Origin of the sequence: Bradyrhizobium sp. USDA 336 (assembly GCF_044908355.1) — a bacterium.
GTDB classification, from domain to species: Bacteria; Pseudomonadota; Alphaproteobacteria; order Rhizobiales; family Xanthobacteraceae; genus Bradyrhizobium; species Bradyrhizobium yuanmingense.
In genome coordinates this window covers 5,070,742-5,088,880 of the sequence record NZ_JBIYDC010000002.1, presented here as the reverse complement: position 1 = coordinate 5,088,880, position 18,139 = coordinate 5,070,742, and the positions used below count along the sequence as shown (strand labels likewise).

13 protein-coding genes and 1 pseudogene are annotated in these 18,139 nt (G+C 60.0%); 2 read left to right on the top strand and 12 right to left on the bottom strand.

Features of this window, described 5'->3' with window-relative positions:
* Positions 1-294 (bottom strand): annotated as a pseudogene (locus ABIA45_RS24855) (type II toxin-antitoxin system RelE/ParE family toxin); the annotation flags it as partial.
* Between the two features lie 382 nt (positions 295-676).
* Between ABIA45_RS24855 and ABIA45_RS24850 the strand changes: the two are divergent.
* On the top strand, positions 677-1,126 hold the full coding sequence (locus tag ABIA45_RS24850; protein ID WP_404654066.1) for a restriction endonuclease: 450 nt from the start codon (positions 677-679) through the stop codon (positions 1,124-1,126).
* A gap of 17 nt (positions 1,127-1,143) precedes the next feature.
* Here ABIA45_RS24850 and istB read toward each other — a convergent pair whose 3' ends face one another.
* From istB to ABIA45_RS24835, 3 genes are all read right to left on the bottom strand, one after another.
* Positions 1,144-1,953, bottom strand: coding sequence for an IS21-like element ISBj11 family helper ATPase IstB (istB, locus tag ABIA45_RS24845; RefSeq protein WP_404654064.1), 810 nt, complete (start codon positions 1,951-1,953; stop codon positions 1,144-1,146).
* Positions 1,950-3,500, bottom strand: a complete 1,551-nt coding sequence (istA, locus tag ABIA45_RS24840; protein ID WP_253601013.1) for an IS21-like element ISBj11 family transposase — start codon at positions 3,498-3,500, stop codon at positions 1,950-1,952. Before istA ends, istB begins: the two co-directional genes overlap by 4 nt.
* A gap of 181 nt (positions 3,501-3,681) precedes the next feature.
* Positions 3,682-5,028 (bottom strand): IS5 family transposase, encoded by a 1,347-nt coding sequence (locus tag ABIA45_RS24835; protein ID WP_404654063.1) that lies wholly within the window; start codon positions 5,026-5,028, stop codon positions 3,682-3,684.
* Between the two features lie 287 nt (positions 5,029-5,315).
* Between ABIA45_RS24835 and ABIA45_RS24830 the strand changes: the two genes are divergently transcribed.
* The gene (locus tag ABIA45_RS24830) at positions 5,316-5,771 is read left to right on the top strand and encodes a hypothetical protein (protein ID WP_404654062.1); all 456 of its coding nucleotides are present in this window, start codon (positions 5,316-5,318) and stop codon (positions 5,769-5,771) included.
* A gap of 750 nt (positions 5,772-6,521) precedes the next feature.
* Here ABIA45_RS24830 and ABIA45_RS24825 read toward each other — a convergent pair.
* The 8 genes from ABIA45_RS24825 to ABIA45_RS24790 all read right to left on the bottom strand — a co-directional run bounded on the left by ABIA45_RS24825 (position 6,522) and on the right by ABIA45_RS24790 (position 18,088).
* The gene (locus ABIA45_RS24825; protein WP_404654061.1) at positions 6,522-8,408 is read right to left on the bottom strand and encodes a phospholipase D-like domain-containing protein; all 1,887 of its coding nucleotides are present in this window, start codon (positions 8,406-8,408) and stop codon (positions 6,522-6,524) included.
* A complete protein-coding gene (locus ABIA45_RS24820) occupies positions 8,405-10,375 on the bottom strand; it encodes an AAA domain-containing protein (protein WP_404654059.1) in 1,971 nt (656 codons plus the stop codon). Before ABIA45_RS24820 ends, ABIA45_RS24825 begins: the two co-directional genes overlap by 4 nt.
* Positions 10,326-11,978, bottom strand: a complete 1,653-nt coding sequence (locus tag ABIA45_RS24815; RefSeq protein ID WP_404654058.1) for a hypothetical protein — start codon at positions 11,976-11,978, stop codon at positions 10,326-10,328. The genes ABIA45_RS24820 and ABIA45_RS24815 overlap by 50 nt, the downstream gene beginning before the upstream one ends.
* Positions 11,979-12,380: 402 nt before the next feature.
* A complete protein-coding gene (locus ABIA45_RS24810) occupies positions 12,381-13,793 on the bottom strand; it encodes a PDDEXK nuclease domain-containing protein (RefSeq protein WP_404654056.1) in 1,413 nt (470 codons plus the stop codon).
* On the bottom strand, positions 13,736-14,977 hold the full coding sequence (locus ABIA45_RS24805) for a tyrosine-type recombinase/integrase (protein ID WP_404654055.1): 1,242 nt from the start codon (positions 14,975-14,977) through the stop codon (positions 13,736-13,738). Before ABIA45_RS24805 ends, ABIA45_RS24810 begins: the two co-directional genes overlap by 58 nt.
* Before the next feature lie 155 nt (positions 14,978-15,132).
* Complete coding sequence (locus ABIA45_RS24800; protein ID WP_404654053.1) at positions 15,133-15,744, bottom strand: RadC family protein; 612 nt, start codon at positions 15,742-15,744, stop codon at positions 15,133-15,135.
* Positions 15,745-15,831: 87 nt separating this feature from the next.
* Positions 15,832-16,650 (bottom strand): type I methionyl aminopeptidase, encoded by an 819-nt coding sequence (gene map, locus ABIA45_RS24795; protein ID WP_036014218.1) that lies wholly within the window; start codon positions 16,648-16,650, stop codon positions 15,832-15,834.
* Between the two features lie 121 nt (positions 16,651-16,771).
* Positions 16,772-18,088, bottom strand: a complete 1,317-nt coding sequence (locus ABIA45_RS24790; RefSeq protein WP_271539582.1) for a mechanosensitive ion channel family protein — start codon at positions 18,086-18,088, stop codon at positions 16,772-16,774.
* Positions 18,089-18,139 lie beyond the last annotated feature (51 nt).

Genomic DNA, 18,139 nt, shown 5'->3' with positions numbered 1-18,139 from the left:
TCACCCCTTCTTTACGGATTTCAGGTTTTCCAAATGGTCGGAAAACCGGCTGTCCGCCTTGGCGATAAGCTGCTTATAGAAGCGCTTCTGGCTACCGCCTGAACTATCGCCCGCGACAAGGACAATGGCACTCCTCTCCGGATCGAATGCGAAGGCTGCACGCCATTCGCCGTCTGCAACAGAGAAACGCATCTCCTTCATGTTGGCGTGTTTCGAGCCCTTGAGCGTGTCGACGTAGGGCCGACCGAGCTGCGGACCGAATTCGGCGAACAGCTTCGCGACAGCCAAAAGTTCGGTCTAAACCAATCACATAGCTTCCAAGCTATGTCGGGTCAAGGGTGTTGAGGTTGGCATCCCTTGGCTGCACCGTTCTCCTTTGTATCCGATCGTTCTTACCGACGGCAAAAGCAATGAATGTCGCGACAAAGCTGTTCCGGCCAGTTACCCGACGCTACGCTTCGTCGCCACGAAAATTGTAGCTTCTGGGCATGGGCTCGGAGGACAGGTTTCGCGATGAAGAACTTGGCGGGTGAAGCTCAAGCCGCTCGATGTCGAACGGGAGATTCGCGACGAACTCGACTATGTCTACTCCATAGGCCTCTAAGGCCTCGAAAGATGGAAGGCTGATCGTCCTATTTGGAGTACAAAGTTGACAGGTGGAGGTAGGATCTGAACCGTGAAGGAAACCGTCTCTCTTGAACGACCCGGTCAGCGATTCCATCATTTAGTCGCTGTCTTAGAGCGCATGTTCGCGCACCACGACGGAGTGACCGTGACTTCCTCCTTACGGTTGCCCGACAAGGACACCGGGCGGCTTCGTGAACATGACGTGGTGATTATCCGTCATACCCATCACGGGCCGAACCTGACCGCCATTGAGTGCAGGGACCAAGGAAGAAAGGTGGGAGTTCCTCAGATCGAGGCTTTCGCTAAGAAGTGCGAAAAGACCGGGATCCATCACGGAATCGTAGTCGCTGCGAACGGCTTTACAAGTACGGCTCGCACCAAGGCTATAGCGCGACGATCTGGGTCGGAAGAGCGCGGCGATCAGGATGGCGAGTCAGTGTCGCGGCGCGATGATGATCGCCGCGATGATTGTCGCGCGCAAGAGTTTTGTTTGCTTTGATTGTCGCGGAGCGTCAATCAAGCGAGCGTTTTTTGTGTCGCGTGCTCCGGTGGCCGCCCTGGACCACGCTTTCGCTCGAGGGCAGTCCGCCTGCGATAGCTCTCGACGTTCATCTCGATGATGGTGGCGTGGTGAACAAGGCGATCGATCGCCGCGAGGGTCATAGCTGGGTCCGGGAAGACCTTGTTCCATTCTCCAAAGGGCTGATTGGCGGTGATCAGCAAAGAGCGTCGCTCGTAGCGTGCGCTGATGAGCTCGAACAGCACACTGGTCTCGGCCTGGTCCTTGGTGACATAGGCAAGATCGTCCAAGATGACGAGATCGAAGCGATCGAGGCGGTTGATGGCGCCCTCGAGGTTGAGCTCGCGGCGAGCCACCTGGAGCTTCTGCACGAGATCGGTGGTGCGAGTGAACAGGACGCGCCATCCGTTCTCGATGAGGGCCAAGCCGATTGCTGCCGCCAAGTGGCTCTTGCCTCCACCGGGCGGACCAAACAGCAGCAGATTGGCGCCCTTGCCGAGCCAGCCGTCGCCGGCGGCGAGTGCGGTCATTTGCGCCTTGGAGATCATCGGCACGGCCTCGAAGTCGAAGCTGTCAAAGGTCTTTCCGGTAGGCAGCCGCGCCTCGACGAGATGGCGCTCGATGCGGCGGCGGCCGCGCTCAGCGATCTCGTGCTCGGCAATGGTGGCGAGGAAGCGCGCCGCCGGCCAGCCTTCTTTATCGGATTGCTCGGCAAATTGCGGCCACAGCGCCTTGATGGCGGGCAGCCGCAGCTCGTTGAGCAACAGATTGAGGCGCGCGGTGTCGACTACGTTGGTTGTGCTCATGCGGCGCCTCCGATCTCGGCGGTACCGATGAGGCATTCATAGGTGGCGAGCGGTGCGAGGCGTACCACGACGTTCGGCACCTGGGCGGGATCCGGGGCGAAGTGAGTACGTAGCCGGTTGAGGTCGGGCAGCCGGCCGTCGTTCAGGTCGGCCGTGAGCTGATTGGCGAGTTCGGCCTCGCAACCGCGCTCATGGGCGAGTGCGAGGAGATCGACCATGATCCGGCAGGCCTTCTTGTCCGGTAAGCGTTTGCGCAAGACGTCGAAGGCTCGGCGGTAAGCTTCCCGGGGGAACAGCTGGTCGCGGTAGACCAGGTTGAGGAGCGCCATCGGCTTGCGCCGCAAGGAATGGATCACGTGCCGATAATCGACGACCTGATCGTGCTTGCCATTGGGATGCGGCCGCCCGCGCGGCAAGGTGAGGAGATGCGTGCCGCCGACAAACACGTCGAGGTGATCGTCATACAGGCGCACCCGCAGCCGATGGCCGATTAAGCGCGACGGCACCGTGTAGAACACCTTGCGCAAGGTGAAGCCGCCGGACGACGTCACGTGGACGATCACCTCTTCATAGTCCGACGTGCGGCGGTCCGGCAGATCCTGAAGTGCGCTACGTTCACTGTCGATCCGCTTGGCGTTGCGGGCATTGCGGCGGCTGGCGATCTCATCGATGAAGCCACGATAGGCAGCCAGATCGTCGAAGTCGGCGGTGCCACGCAGCAACAGCGCGTCGCCGATCGCTCGCTTGAGATGACCATGCGAACTCTCGATCGCCCCGTTCTCGTGGGCGATGCCACGATTGTTGCGGGAAGGCCGCATGCCGTAATGGGCACAGAGGTCTTCGTATCGCCGCGTCAGATCGTCTTTGGCGTCGCGGTCGAGATTGCAAAAGGCGGCCGACAGGCTGTCGGTGCGATGCTCCCGTGGCGCCCCACCGAGTGACCACAAGGCATTCTGCAGGCCTTCGGCCAGAGCGACGAAGCTCTCACCGCCGAGCACGACATGGGCGTGCTCAAACCCGGAATAGGCCAGCCGGAAGTGATAGAGACGATGGTCGAGCGGTACGCCCGCGATCGTGACACCCAATTCGCCCATGTCGGTGAAGTCGGACAGGCCGCGCTGACCGGGTTCGTGGGTCTGGCGGAAGATGACCTCCTGCTCCTCGCCGTGGATCGCCCGCCAGGCCCGGATCCGGCGCTCCAGCGTGCGACGGATGCCGGCGCCGAGCTCGGGATGGCGTCGGAGCAACTCCTCGAAGATCGTGACCGGCCGCACACCGGGGGCGGCCTTCAGCATCGGCACGATATCTGTCTCAAATACGCGGGCCAAGGGATCTGGCCGGCGACGGCCGCGGGGAGCCTTCTTCTGCGACGGAAGGCGTCGATCCTTCTCGATCCGGTAAGCGGTCGAGGTGCTGAACGACGCCTTGGCGGCGGCCACGGGTGGGCTATCGGTCTGGCGGTACTTCATGTAGAGCCTCATTTGGTGATCGGTAATGTGTCGGCCTGGCACGCGAGTGATTCCTCTTGGCGGAAGAACCACTTGCATAACCAGCCGGCCGCGATCACCAGTCGGCGCGGTCCGCTGTGGATCGCGCCGACGCCGGGCTCGTAACTCCGGTCGGGCTACGCCCTCCCTGCGTCACGAGCCCGGCGTAGCCCTCTCATCATGGTCGACGCTCCACTTCCATCCTGTTCGCCGCGCGGCACCAAGGCTAAAGCGTCGTCCGTTAAGAAGGCGAATTGAGCGGGGCGGGACGGCCGAACGTGCGCCATAGCTGGAGCAGGATGAGGCACAAGAGTTCTCTGAGCCAGGCGAGGATGCGGCGGAAGTTGTGGCCCACGGCTGAGAGGATGACGTTAGCCGCATCGCCGGCGCGGCCTTTGAGGTAGCAGCGGCCGAGGTGACCATCGGCCTTAAGGTGTCCGATGATGGGTTCGATGGCGGAGCGGCGGCGCAGCTCGCGCTTGATGACACCGAAGACGCCGCGCTTCTGGCCGGAGATGAAGATCCGTCGGGGATTTTGTGCGTCGTGGCCGCGGTATCCCTTGTCGACATAGGCCCGCTCGATCGCGCAGCCGGTGAGTGTCTCGGTGCGGTCGATGACGTCCCGCAAGGTGTGACCGTCGTACGGGTTATCGGGTAGCGCCCTGGCGTGCAGCACGAACAGGCCCCCGGGAGAACGGCGGTTGTTGGTGACGATGGAGGCTTTGACGCCGAACTCGTAAGGCGCGGCTGCTTTGCCCTTGCCGATGCACTCCACCTCCGGGGCGTGGAAGGAATAAAGCTTGAAGCCGCGCTGGCGCTGCTGCTGCGAGCGGATCTGCGAGGCCCGGCTGAGCGGGAGGGCGAACGTGTTCTCAAGCACAGCCTGACCTTCGATCTTGCGGCGGATATCGCGGATGATCCGGCCCAGTCGGCTGCGCAGGATGCGCAACTGCCGCTGATGCCGCTTGAATTGCTTGGCATGGCCGTAGCGTCCCGCCATCATTGTCGCGGTTTTGGCAATGCGCAGATAGGACTGCCGCAGCTTGACCCCGTGCTTCCTCGCCAGACGGTTGAGCCCCTTGATCGCCGCGTGCAAGAGCTTGGCATCGGTCGGGAAGGTGATCGCCTTCGGCTGCACGGTGGTATCGACTGTGACCCGCTTGATGTCCTGGCTGCGTAACGCGCCGGCCTCGTGTGCCACCCGCAAGCTCTCGGCCAGCAACAGCTCCAGCTTGTCGCCGAGCCGCTTGCGCCAGTGGCTCAGGTCCGAGCGCTCGTGCGGGAATGCGTGCTGGAAGAACTCTTCGCCGGTGAAGTACTGGAAATATGGGTCGTGGACCCAGCGCTCGCACACCCCCTCATCGGACAGCCCGTAAATGTGCTTGAGCAGCAACAGCCCGATCATGAAGCGGCTCGCGATCCCGGGCCGACCATTCTCGCTATAGAGCGGCGCGATCTCGCCGTCGATCCAGTCCCAATCGACCTTGCCGGCGAGCTGAACCAGCTCGTGCTTCATATTGATGATTTGGTCCAGCCTGGCCCGGAACAGATCGCCCGATCCCGTCATCCTGTGCTTCTTCGGTCGCATCGCCACCTCCGATGCGATGACGGAATCATGGTTGGCGATTCGACGGAATCCTGAAAATGAAATTGCAAGGTTCCGACGCCCGAAGCATCAAACCCCTGCAAACGCAAAACAGTCCACAACGACAAATGCGATTCTAGCTCAATCGCTTAGCCACTCTTCACGGACGACTAAAGCGCTGAACCTGACGTGCATGAATTTGGCCGAGGCGGAATCCTTTGAATGGATTCGCACTGTCACCATCATCGGCCAATTCTACAACTTCACCGCGGTCGACGCCCGCGTTCGCGTTGGTGGAAGACGAGCGAAAGGTCACAAATCCATCCACGGTCTATACGCCCGACGGCTTGCCCTACACCGGCGAGGGTATTCAATCCCACATCATCGACAAACTGCCTCCCGACGTCCGTAAGTCGACCACACGCCAGACCTTCAACGGTCAAGTCATTGTCCCCATGGATGGATTCTTCGTTATCGACAATCTGAGCCAGCGCTTCCAGGTGAAGGATATCATATTCACTTACGTACTGGAGATTGAAGTCACGGAACGCCCGATCACGCTCCATCACTACCTCGGAGAAAACACAGCGCTGGAAATTGCGTCCGGACAAATCACGTTCTCTGGTGGGCAATCCACGGTGGCATTCGTCAAATCGAAGGACGGCGTGGTAGGCTACGTCGTTTCCACGGGAGGGTTGAACCAAGGAGTGAAGATCGGCGATCTGCCGGAACGGCGCCTCAGCTAGATTCTAGCAAAGTCGTCGGCTAACGGCTGCTAGCTCCGGCAACTGGCCAAGTAAGGAATGACGGACCGTCAGGATTTCTGGCGCTACGCGAACAGGACTGCGTGCGGAATCTGTCTGCGTCAAACTCGATGAGTGGCGGGCTGTCAACACGCATAATTCTGAGCCAGAACCCGCACTCCTATTCCGCCAATAGCGTCTTCATGCATCTCGCACATCTAAAGATAGGACCGGCTGACCGGTTCTATCTTGTCCGACCCTTGACGGAAGTAACAACGGTCCCCGCGATCGATTACTGACGGTGCTGATAATCGCTTGGCGATTTCGCAGCAACCTTTTCGACGCGACAGTCGGTCACGTCGCCGGTGCCCCAGGATACTTTTGCCGCGGGCTAGCTCATGATTCTCAACGTCGGAACAAAACCGCCAACCGATCGATTCTGATCATAGACGTGCGGTCAGCGCTCGGGGCACGAGATCTCCGTTATCGTCTACCTCTCGCAATCAAGCGATTCAGAGGAGCTGTCATGCGGGCAATACGTCGGGCTAGATGTCTCGCAGAGAGAGACTGCGGTTTGCGTAGTCAATGAGAATGGAGAAGCATTTTTTTGAAGGAATGGCCAAGTCTCATCCTGGAGATCTGTCAAAGTTACTTCGTAAACATGCGCCACTGGCGGAGCGTATCGGCTTTGAGACGGGCGCAATGGCGAGCTGATTGACACAAAGACGACCGTCGAGCGGCTCCAGTTGCAGATCACTCTTCATCGCACGCCACTTTTTTGACTGCTTTTGTCTTATTGCGCCGTCGTCGTCGTCGGTGGCGCGGTGGGCGAATACTTTCTTCGACGAGCTGTGTCTTTCTCGACGGATCTAGAGCAGGCCATCCCTCAATCAGCCGGCATCGAATGTTGGCTGCAAGACCCGGGCTCTTGGCGTACAAGCCGATCTCGCCCTGCGGTGCATCGGGTCGTGTATCAGCAGACGACCAATTCAGGCTCGTGATCACCACGTGGTCGTCGTCCCAAAGCAGAAACTTGCCGTGCAGTTCACGATCATGAATCTGAACCAGGCGGACGCCCGCCTGACGAGCGATCGCGGCCAACTCCTGTGCGTCCCGGTTTGTAAGGGGGCCTGACGGCTTCGAGTAACAAAGAATTCCCTGCACTGATCGTTCCGCCGCGACCATCATTGGGATGATCGTGCGAGCCTCTGCCGCGACACCGAGGCGATCACCGCCGACCATGATCGATTGCTCGGCAGTTTCGCGCGCCAGCCGCATCAGTCGGGCGTGTTCGTCTCCCCGCACAAGTCGTACCTCAGCTTCACCCCCTTGCGCAGCGTCGTGCGAGCGCAGCGTACGGGACAACGACGTCAGATCGGAAGCGGCCTCCGAACTCGTGCTGATGTCAAAAATAAGCTCAGCAAATTCTTGAGCAACCCGAGCTACCGCATGGGGATGACGCAGCACGATCGACGTCTCCACGCGATCGAACCCACTATAAAGCCAGTTGCACGAACCAACGACGGCAACAAATTCTCCAGTGGCCCGTCCAGTTGCATCTGCGATTAGCAACTTGGAATGGGACCCCGTGGTGTAGAGATGAACCCTTGCCCTTCCTCGCAAGCTGCGATCGGCGTTGATCCGGTGATTGATGGCGATCGCGGCGTCCAAATTGGCCTTGCGACTTTTCTCATCGCGATCAGCGCCCCAAAAGATATCGATCCTGACGCCTCTTTTGGCGGCCCGGCCAAACTCCTCTTGAAGCTCGATAAATGCGTCTTCGCGCAGGAACGTCGAGTGCATAACAAAGCGGGAGCGCGCCTGGCGCAAAATTTCGATCAAGCGCTCGCGATGGTCCTCTCCGCTCAGCACGATGTCGTCAGACCGGATAGGAGCAGTCGAGACAACATCGTTGGTCGTCACCGAGGCTGCTGCCCGTCCCGGCGCCTTGATTTTCATCGGTGCGCCAGGCTTGTTGTCCCTGGCCGCACGACGAATTGCCGCGATAAGCTGCTCGGCTGGCTCTGGCGGCAGACCCTTTATGCTGTTGCCGATCACAGTGAAAAGCGCAAATTGGTCCACTGCATCAGACGCACTGTAGTCGACGCTGGACAGCTCCTCATCGTCAGTCAGAACCTGTTCCGCTGCGGCGTAAAGCTCGAGGCTCGACAACCGACCCCAGCCGCCGTCGATCACAAGGCGCCGGACATCATGCTCCCGTTCGATCGTCTCGATCTCGCTAGGCCGGTACGGTTTCAGGTCGCGCAGGCCATAGGCCCTCCAGGCGAAAGGCTCCATTGAGAATGATATCCTGCGCGCCTGCCGGCGGGTAACAGGCGGCAATGTCTCGAATGTTTCAACGACCTCGCGGCCGGCCTCAGTGGCGCGGAATGAAGCACCCTTCGGAGCTGCGGCAAGTTCGACCCATCCGAACCGCATCATACGCAGGATGATTTCCGTGATCAGGCGGGCCGGGATGCGCGCAACCTTGGCCAATTCTCCAGCGGTGCTAGGCTGGTTGGCCAACGACCACAGGATAAGGCGATCGACGGCGCTCCAATGGCGCCCTTTATCAACCCATACCCTAAGCCGCGCAAGCTTGACCGGTACGGCGACGCGAACGGCGTTCCTAGCGCTCATGATTTAGCATCCGTCTTGAGCGAACTCCAATCGACGGCCTTGAATTTGGGGGTTTTTTCGTCGGGCAATGTCTCTTTCGCGAGATCCCCGAATACCTCCGACATCTTCCCAAGAAACGCCGGGACCGAACGATCGTCCTTATGGTGGCGCCGATATCGCCGTCCCTGGACTTTCAGGAATTCCATGCTGCCAACGATGACGAGCTTCCATTTGGCACGACTTAACAACACATTCATGCGTCGCCGATCGCGCAAGATACCGAGTGCCGCTCGCCCAACATGGTCGTTGTTGCGCACCAAAGAGATAACTACGATATCGGCTTCGCTACCCTGGAACGAGTCGACAGTACTCTCGAAACCGGGCGCATTGGTCCCAGGTTTGAATTCCGCAAGATTGGCAAGCTTGCCCTGCAAGCCATCCTCGATCGCGCGCCCCAGGCGTTCGACTTGCTCATTGTAAGGCGACAAAACAGCCAGTGTTGTCGGTTCATTCGATTTCTTCGGTGCAGCCTTGAGCATTCCGAGAACGGAAAGCACTGCCTGCAGCTCCACCGGATTGTGATATGTCGGGCGTTGCTCGCCAGCGTCGCCACCACGCTGCACGTAGGGAAGATTCACAAAGACTATTGGAGAATCGGGCAACCATTCATCCGTGATTATGAATGGCGGTTTCTCGCTGTAGAACTCGGCCTGACGCTCTTCGGGTGTCTCAAGCGTCCCATCATAGAAACATTCAGAAATCAGTGTGCCGATGGCGGGGTGCATGCGATGCTGTTGCAACAGCTCAGTTGCAACCCGGCGCCGTTGCTGATCGGACCGCTTTTGCCGGTCAAGCTCGCTCGTTACCAGGCTTTCGAACAGCAACAGCATGCGACGCGCCGATGCGCACGTCTCGCTCAAGACGCTCTCGTCCTCGAAAACCTCTTTCAGATCGTCCAAACCGAAATCGCGGAATATATTGCCAATCACAGGATTGCTTTCAGCAAGGGCGCGCTTGACGTTCGTTTGATCCTCCAGAAACGCTGCGATGCGGTCAGTGTCGAACGGTGGCAATTGATTGTGATCGCCGATGAGGAGACGACGCATTGAAAGGAGCTGCGGAGCCAGCAGCTCTGGCCCAGTCGCCTTCGCCGCCTCTTCCACGATCGTCCAGTCAAACTGAGCGCCATCCTCAATCAGACGAGCGAGATCGCCGGAGTTTGTCGTCGAGAAAAGAACATTTGCCGATTGCAGAACAAGTGCTTCGAAAGAGCGCTGCTGACGCCGCGTCTCGATCGGAAGCTTGGCTCGCAACTGACCGCTCACATCGGCCGCCGTCGTCATGTCATTCAACGAACGCTGAATCGCGCGTGGCGCCCGTTGACGCAGCGGACTATCCTTGAGTTGCTTAAGATAAGCCTTTGCACGATCGGGAGTTTGCGCGCCGGAAAGGTCAGCACCGCTGTCCGCTCTCGACCGAACCAGGATGACATCGTCCGCCAGCCCGGTTTTGTTCAGCATCTTCTGAATGGCCGCTGCTAGATGGTCCAGTGCTTGATGCGCTTGTGCACTCAGTAAAAGACGGATTGTCGGATCGCCATCCAGCACTCTGCGCACGAGTTCAGTGACCAACGTTGTCTTGCCCACACCGGGCGGCCCGACAACGAACTGGGCTGGGCCGGTCGACCAGATCGAGCGCAGCGCGTCCCGCTTCGACTCGTCAAGCTTATTGAAATAGTCATCCTCCCTGAGCGGCTCATCCTGATAGCTGCGAAGCCGGGCACGTGGGTCCGCGAGCATATGCGCAAGCTCGGATTGCGTAGACAATGTTGTCAGCATCCGAAGGCGACGCCGCAAGACTTGCTCGGTTCCGGTTTCATCGACCTTTCGCAAATGAAGCTGCGTGTTCGGCGGCACGACGCCATCCAGAACCTCGAACTCATAAAGCCGCCGGTTGTCCTTCTGAAACCGGGCGAATGAATCGAACACCTGCTGCCGCTCTGACCGTCATGCCGAGGCCCGTAGCTTCGGTTAGTTGCCACTCGGCGTCGACGTCTGCCTCTTCACGGTCGAAGAGCCGGCGCATGAGTTTGTGCGGTTCATCCACACCGAGTGCTTCCGACAATCGCACACGATGTTCAGAATCGCTTGCGGCGATTTCAACAATTCGCCTGGTTCCGTGCCGACGTTGGTTGACAAGTTCGACAGGCGCAATCTCGACGGCCTTGAAGAGAGCCTCGGCGATTTGCGCAAGCAGCAGACCGCGGCGAACCGTAACCGTCGGGTCGTCGCCCGAGGTCATGTCGAAGGCCGCACTCCAGTCCAAGGCCTCGGCGCGCAACTCATTCAAACGACGCGGAGCTTGTCCGAATCTGATGATCTCGATGCGATGCGATGGCAATTCAATGTTTTCTCGCCGACCGAGAGTTACCCGATCCCTGTGACGAGCATTGTCGCAGGATGCGACATTCCAACTCTCGTCCACTCCTGCGGCTCGAAGAGGTTGAAGATCATAGACCAGATTTTCGGTCATCAGCAGGAGATCGCCGCGCGCGGTGCGCGCAAGGCTCGCACCCGTCTCCAGATCGGCGCGAATGAAATCCATTTGGTGATCCGCGTCGTCTGTGTCGAATGCGTCGCCTGACGCCGCATTCAACGTCGCAGATAACCGACTTGTTTGTCCCAGTCGAAGAGCAAGCACGTAGCGGCCGTTGTCGGCAAATGCTTCCACCTCCAGTTCATTGAGAATGGCGTCTATTCGATTCGTAACCGTTGCGGCGTCAAGAATGCGATTGCGTTCCGGTTGAAATAGCAATCGCATCAGATCTATTTCTGATGAACGAAGATCGAGCCTGGTCCGTCCCTCGACGAACCGGATCTCCTCTTGCTCCAGCGTACTTGCATCAAGTCCGACCAAGTCGGTCACAACCTGGCCAAGGGCTCGCCAGTCGTCCAAGAAGGAGAATATGACCGACCCAACTGGGCGGCTCTTCGCGATAATCCGCAAGGGCGCCTTATTGATCTCGGCCACGCGCAAACAGAATTCAAATCCGCCGAGGCGGAAGTCCGGCTTGGTCGCGGCTCCCGCGGAGTAGACCGCTCGGCTATCGATCCTTCCATGGACCAGCCCCTGGCCGTGGACCGCGCCAAGGGCTTCCCCTAATCGGCGAACGTTCTTCCAGAGCAGTGCGCGTTGGCGCGCCCCTTGCAGGTTTCGGAGCCAATGATCAGGACGGACGAACCTCGCAGCATGTTCGAGCGGAGCCACATCGCCCGGCATGGCGATATAGAACGCGTCGTCGCTTTCGCCCGAAGCTGTCACCTCGACGACAACCTCGTCCGCGCGGGGGAAAGCGCGCACCCGCTCGCTTTGGCGCATTTCGTGACGCCAAAGCTCTCTGAAGTCCGCGTCGATGGCGGTCCCTGTCTTCACCCAGTATTTGAGAACCACCGGGTCGCCAGTCCGACGATCGGCAGCACGGATCACTCCTGATTTCAGGGCAGCCGTATTAGGCGATGACAAAAAGCTCTCATCGAGCTGGAACCGCCGCTCGAGGGTATCCAACTGTCGTTTGCCGCGTGTCGGATCCATCAATCTCCCTACCGCCGTTTGAACGCAAACGTCGATGTGGAGCTTGCGCGCTATTAGAATCGGCCGACCGTAGACCTAACACGATTCCTATTTCCTGTTTTGGTCGCAACCGGAAAACGGCTGGTGCGCTGGATGACCCCAGGATTCTCGCTCCTCTACATCCGGGCGTCAGCTGACGCCACGCGGCCTAATGCCGATCCAACTCCACGCCGGCAACGAGCGTTGTCGCCGACTGGATCACCATGGCCCTTTGGAGTTCCAGGAAATAGGTTTCGGGCTCGAAATATCCAAACAAAAACAGCGCGTTGTGGTCTTATTCGTGGATCGGGTTCTTGCGCCGCCGGTTTGATCAGGCGCCGCCGCTAAATTTGCTGAAGGTAACGGTGAGTGAACAGGTCTGAATCATGATGTCTTGCCGGCGTCGCTTCCACGCTGGTTTCGAAGTTCGGTCAGAAACACGGTGCCGATGTCGACGGCTCGCTGGGCGCTTTCCGCGTCGACATCTAGACCATGAGCCGCTTGATTCATGACGCGTACAGCGTCAAGGAGCGGGGTAGTGCTTTTAGGCGCGAGGCCGCGGCGATGCAGCTCGCCCAACATGTTGCCGAGCCCAGCGGGTGGTCTGACGGCAATGCCGTTCTCGCGCATGATATCGCGCAGGGTGCGCTCGATCTCGATCCGAAGCTTAACGATTGACATGAGTGGAAACTCGCGCGCGAACTCCTCTACCGTCGGCAAATCCCGCGCAAGCTGCGGTGGAAGTGCGGGCGAGAGTTTGTATTGGGCTACACCCATCGGCTTGCTGGTGTCGCGCAGCGCGTATTCTACAATCACCTCGTTACGGCCTTTGCAAAGGATGATACCGATCGTCGGCTGGTCATCCTTGTGTCGCAATTGGTCGTCGACAGCAGAGAGATAGAAATTCATCTTGCCCGCGAATTCGGGCTTGAAGTCCTCGATCTTCAATTCGATCACCACAAAGCAGCGCAGCCGCAGATGATAGAAGAGTAGGTCGAGGTAGTAGTCCTGGCCGCCCACCTCGAGATGATACTGGCTGCCGACAAAGGCGAACCCCTTGCCGAGTTCGAGAATCAGCGAACGCAGGTGTTCTATCAGCCCGCGTTCGAGGTCTCGCTCCAGCATTTCGGGGCCAAGTGAAAGAAAGTCGAAGCTGTAGGGATCCTTGAGGATCTCTTTGGCGAGCTCGGACCGCTCGGCCGGTAGAGTCCGCGAGAAGTTGGTAAGTGCGCTGCCTTGACGGGCGAACAGGTCACTATCGATCTGATTGATGAGGACGTTGCGGCTCCATCCGTGTTCGATCGCCTGTCGCGCGTACCAAGCTCGTTGCTTCGGCGCCTTGACGGCATCTAGAAGGCGGACGTTATGGCCCCAGGGCAATAGTGCAACAACCTGTTGCACAAATTCGGTATCCGGCCATGCCTCCGCCAAAGCGCGCATATATTTCAGGTTCCGGGCCGAAAGCCCGGTCATCTCAGGAAATGCGTGGCCAAGATCGTCAGCAAGGCGATCGATGATCTTGGCGCCCCATCCCTCCCTTTTCTGGCGCGCGAGAATATCACGTCCAATGTTCCAGTAGAGCAGGATCAGCTCACGGTTCATCGAAAGACCGGCACGGTGCCGCGCCTCCGCGATCTTCTTTTTAAGGTCACTAACGAACGCCGAATAGCTTCGCGCGTCAATTTCACTCGTCGGTTTGGCGCCTTTTCGGACTTTAAGGGATTTGGGAGGGCGCTTGCTCATGCGGCCACCTTCAAGCGCTTCTTTGCCAGCATGGCGCGCACGAACTTGTTCCACTTTGCCATTCCCGCGCGCTTCTCGGGCATGTAATGCCAGCGATCATAGTTCTTGGAGCTGACGTCCTGGAGCGCATGATTTTGCAGGCGGTCTCGAATCTCTTTGGACACGCCGGCCTTGCCGGCCAGGGTCTTGAAGGTTCGCCGGAGGTCCCGATTCGTTGCATAGGGGATCACGCCGCGGTCCCGTTGACGCCAAACGAAGCTATAGAGAGTACCGTGGCTCACGGGCTTGGATGGGTCCTTCGCTGAGGGAAAGAACCAGCCGTACTTATTTGGCTTGATCGACGCAATCAGTTCGGCGGCGATCGACGGCACTGGGACGGCGTGCGGCTGAAGGTTCTTGGTTTTGGACCAGTCGATGATCTTCTCCGGCGCATCCCATTGATCGACATGCAAGCGCGCGATTTCCTCGACGCGTTGACCGGTCAGCATGATCAGCTGCACAGCGCGAGGATAGGAGGGATGAACCGGCGTATCGGGGCATTCCAGCCAGCGATAGAGTTGAACGAATTCTTCTTCGTTGAGCCAGCGCGTGCCCTGGACCTTGGGTTCGGTCGGAATTTCCGAGGCCGGATTGTATGGGATACGGAAGCGGCGCGGGGATGTGTTCCGATAGTCGTTGTCCGATTTCATCCCCCAACTATATGCCGCGTGGATGTAACATCGCACGTGATCCGCCATCGAGCGGGCGCCACGCTCGTAGATCGGTCGGATAAGCTCGACGATCTCCTCAGACTCGATTTCGCGCGCGAGTCGGTTGCGCCCGAGCGTGTCGGCGATCTTGTTAAGGCCTTTCTCTGTCTCCTTCCAGGACGGCTTGGCGGCGGCCTTGAGCGACGCGACATAGCCCTCGAACAGATCAGCGACAGTGCCGGGGCGGGTGTCTGTTGCGATCTTGATGCTCCGACCCTTCTGGATCACATCGGCGTAGTCGCGCTTGAAGATCTCGCGCGCCTGAGCCAAGGACGTGGATGGATAAGCGCCGAGCTTCTTTTTCGCACGTTTGCCGTCCCGCCATTGCTGCGCCATCCAGTCGGCGGTCACGCGCTTCGGCATCGGCTTGAGGACGAGGACGAGTCGGCCGGTACCTCGGCCTTCACCATCTGCGAGGTTTTCTTGTTTCCGGTTGAGCTCGACGCGCTTCAGCGCGTGTCGGATCGCGGTGTCGGTCAGGCTTGGCATGGCGTTTCTTCTGTTCCGCAACTGGGATCGGTCGGGGAGAAACGGGGATCGTTTGCTGGGATCGGAAGGCCGTGCTCTACCCCTCTAACCGCTCCCAATTTGCCATGGCCACCCCCAGTGCGCAATGCGCTAGAAGTGCTAATTTTATAGGTGTTTCAAAGGTATCGAGCGTGACCAAGCGTGATCGTGAAGGGGGTAGTGGGGTGGTTGTGCACCAGGATCAGCGCGGTCGCGGACAGCTCGAGCGCGCGCTTGATCACCTCGCGCGGGTAGACCGGGGTGTGGTCGACCGTGCCGGTCTGCTGCACCTCGTCGGCGATCAGCTGGTTGCGCTTGTCCAGGAACAGCAGGCGGAATTGCTCCTTGTCGGCAAATGCCATGCTGGTGCGGCAATAGGCGATCACCTCGTTCCAGGATGACAGCGCGTTGCGGCTGTTAACCTCGCCCTTGGCGACGCGATGGGCGGCAGCTGCGATCAGCTTGAGCTGGTTGATCGCGGACTCGCCGACCCCGTCGACCTCGCGCAAGCGCGCCACCGGGGCATGGACGACCTCGGCGAACGAGCCGAAGGACTTGATCAGCGTCTTCGCCAGCGGCTTGGTGTCGCGCCGCGGCAGCGCGGCAAACAGCGCCATCTCCAGCAGCTCGTAATCGCTCAGCGCATCCGCGCCCGCGCTGTAGAAGCGCTCGCGCAGCCGCTCGCGATGGCCGAGATAGTGCGGCGCGTCGTCAGGCTTGCTCTTGTCGTGGTCAGGCTTGGCGGGCATCGGCCGCCAGCATTGCCGGGGGCCAGCGCTTTTGCAACCGTCAATTGCGGGAGAAAGTCGCGCGTCAGACGAGGACGGGGGCCTAGCTCACCCGATCTGCTTCTCGCCGTGCCGCGCCGACAGCGTGAAAATCTCCACGCCCGTTGCCGTCACGCCGACGGAGTGCTCGAACTGTGCCGACAGCGAGCGGTCGCGGGTGACCGCGGTCCAGCCGTCGGACAGGATCTTCACATGCGGCTTGCCGAGATTGATCATCGGCTCGATGGTGAAGAACATGCCGGGCTTGAGCTGCACGCCCTCGCCGGGCCGGCCGATATGGATGATGTTCGGCTCGTCGTGGAACATGCGGCCCAGACCATGGCCGCAGAAATCGCGCACCACGCTCATGCCCTGCGGCTCGACGAAGCTCTGAATGGCATGGCCGATGTCGCCGGTGGTGGCGCCCGGCTTCACCGCGGCGATGCCGCGCATCATGGCTTCATAGGTCACCTCGATCAGCCGCTCGGCCTTGCGGGCGATCGGGCCGATCGCATACATCCGGCTGGAATCGCCATACCAGCCGTCGACGATGAAGGTGACGTCGATGTTGACGATGTCACCCTCCTTCAGCGGACGGTCGCCTGGCATGCCGTGGCAGACCACGTGGTTGAGCGAGGTGCAGGTCGAGTAGCGGTAGCCGCGATACATCAGCGTCGCCGGGTAGGCGCCATGGCTGAAGGCGAAGTCGCGGACGAACTCGTCGATTCTGGAGGTCGGCACGCCGGGCCCGACGATGTCGGTGAGCTCGTCGAGGCACCTGGCCACCAGCGCGCCCGCCTTGCGCATGCCGGCAAAGGCGGCAGGCCCGTGCAACTTGATCTGTCCGGTCTTGCGCAGGGAGGTCTCGGTGGCGTCGACGTAGCTCATGCGTGTCAGGTCTTCTCGGGCTGATCTCGATATCGGTGGAAAGGCTTGATTTCAGGCCCCAATTTAATGATTGGCAGCCTTCATGCAAGCCGAGGGGCCTGCTTGGGGGGGTGAAAGTGACCTAATTCGGGACTTCCACGGCGGTTTCCACCGGCAGGGCGCCGCCGCGGATGCGGATTTCGCGGACGGGATAGGGAACCCGGATACCCTCGCGCTTGAAGGCGTCCCACAGCTCCAGCATCACGTCGCTCTTGACCTTGTCCATGCCGTCGGGGTCGGCGATCCAGAAGGTCAGCGAGAACTTCATCCCGGCTTCCGCGAACTCGGTCAGGAGACAGGTCGGCGGCTTGCCCTTCTGCGCGCGCGGATGAGCGGCGGCGGTCTCGGCGGCGAGCGTACAAACCAGCTTCGGGTCGGCGTCGTAATTGGTACCGAAGGCGATCTTCACCAGCGTGTTCTTGTCGGTATAGGTCCAGTTGACGACCTTCTGCGTCACCAGATCCTCGTTCGGGACCAGGAATTCGCGCCCGTCTCCGGCAGCGACGGAAATATAGCGCGTCTTCATCGCACTGATGCGGCCGGTATTGTCGCCGATGGTGACGAGGTCGCCGGGCTTCACCGATTTGTCGGCGAGCAGGATGATGCCCGAGATGAAATTGGCGACGATCTTCTGCAGGCCGATACCGATGCCGACGCCGACCGCGCCGGAGAACACCGCGAGCGCCGACAGGTCGATTCCGACCGCGCCGAGCGCGATCACGATGGCGACCGTGAGCAGCCCGATGCGGATGATCTTGACCAGCAGCACCTGCACCGACGGCGTCAGGTCGGTGGTCGAATTGATCCGGCTCTCGGCGAAATTGCTGGCGATGTTGGTGAGCCAGAGTGCGATCAGCAGCAGCGCGCCGGCCTTGAGCGCCAGGAGCGGGGTCAGCCTGAGGCCACCGAGCACGATCGCGAAGGAATCCAACAGGTCGACCGTCGCATCGAGCTGGCCGACGATGGAGAGCGCGGCGACGAACCAGGCCGTGATCGACACCAGCTTGACGATGAAGGCGTTGCGCAGCACCGAGGTCACGAGCCGGATCACCAGCCATGCGAAACCAAGTTTGGCTGCGACCATCAGGAGATAGGAGCGGCTCGGCCAGGTCGCGTGATACATCACCACGCGCGAGACGATCACGAGCAGCGTGAACACCGCCGTCGAGGCGCTGGCGACCATGACCCGGACGAAATGCCGGAGCGGCAGCGGCCAGCGCATCGCCAGCGAGGTCAGGTCGACACGGCTGCGAATGGCGGCCTCCGCGGCATAGGCGATGCCGGCGGCGGCCAGGATGAGGCCGAATTGCAGGTAGAACCAGGGTGAGGAGATTTCCGCCCCGACGCTGCGTGCGGTGGTCTGCACGAACTCCATGAAGTCTTTGAGGTCCATGTCCATCGGGTCTCGTCGGCAAGCGGGGAGGAATTGATTCGAGGGCGCCGGACAATC

Bases quoted from the DNA above. Each gene is read 5' to 3' on its own strand.
- istB (WP_404654064.1), bottom strand. From the start codon at position 1,953: ATGAGCACAACCAACGTAGTCGACACCGCGCGCCTCAATCTGTTGCTC.
- istA (WP_253601013.1), bottom strand. From the start codon at position 3,500: ATGCAAGTGGTTCTTCCGCCAAGAGGAATCACTCGCGTGCCAGGCCGA.
- ABIA45_RS24835 (WP_404654063.1), bottom strand. From the start codon at position 5,028: ATGCGACCGAAGAAGCACAGGATGACGGGATCGGGCGATCTGTTCCGG.
- ABIA45_RS24825 (WP_404654061.1), bottom strand. From the start codon at position 8,408: ATGAGCGCTAGGAACGCCGTTCGCGTCGCCGTACCGGTCAAGCTTGCG.
- ABIA45_RS24815 (WP_404654058.1), bottom strand. From the start codon at position 11,978: ATGGATCCGACACGCGGCAAACGACAGTTGGATACCCTCGAGCGGCGG.
- ABIA45_RS24805 (WP_404654055.1), bottom strand. From the start codon at position 14,977: ATGCCAAGCCTGACCGACACCGCGATCCGACACGCGCTGAAGCGCGTC.
- ABIA45_RS24800 (WP_404654053.1), bottom strand. From the start codon at position 15,744: ATGCCCGCCAAGCCTGACCACGACAAGAGCAAGCCTGACGACGCGCCG.
- map (WP_036014218.1), bottom strand. From the start codon at position 16,650: ATGAGCTACGTCGACGCCACCGAGACCTCCCTGCGCAAGACCGGACAG.
- ABIA45_RS24790 (WP_271539582.1), bottom strand. From the start codon at position 18,088: ATGGACATGGACCTCAAAGACTTCATGGAGTTCGTGCAGACCACCGCA.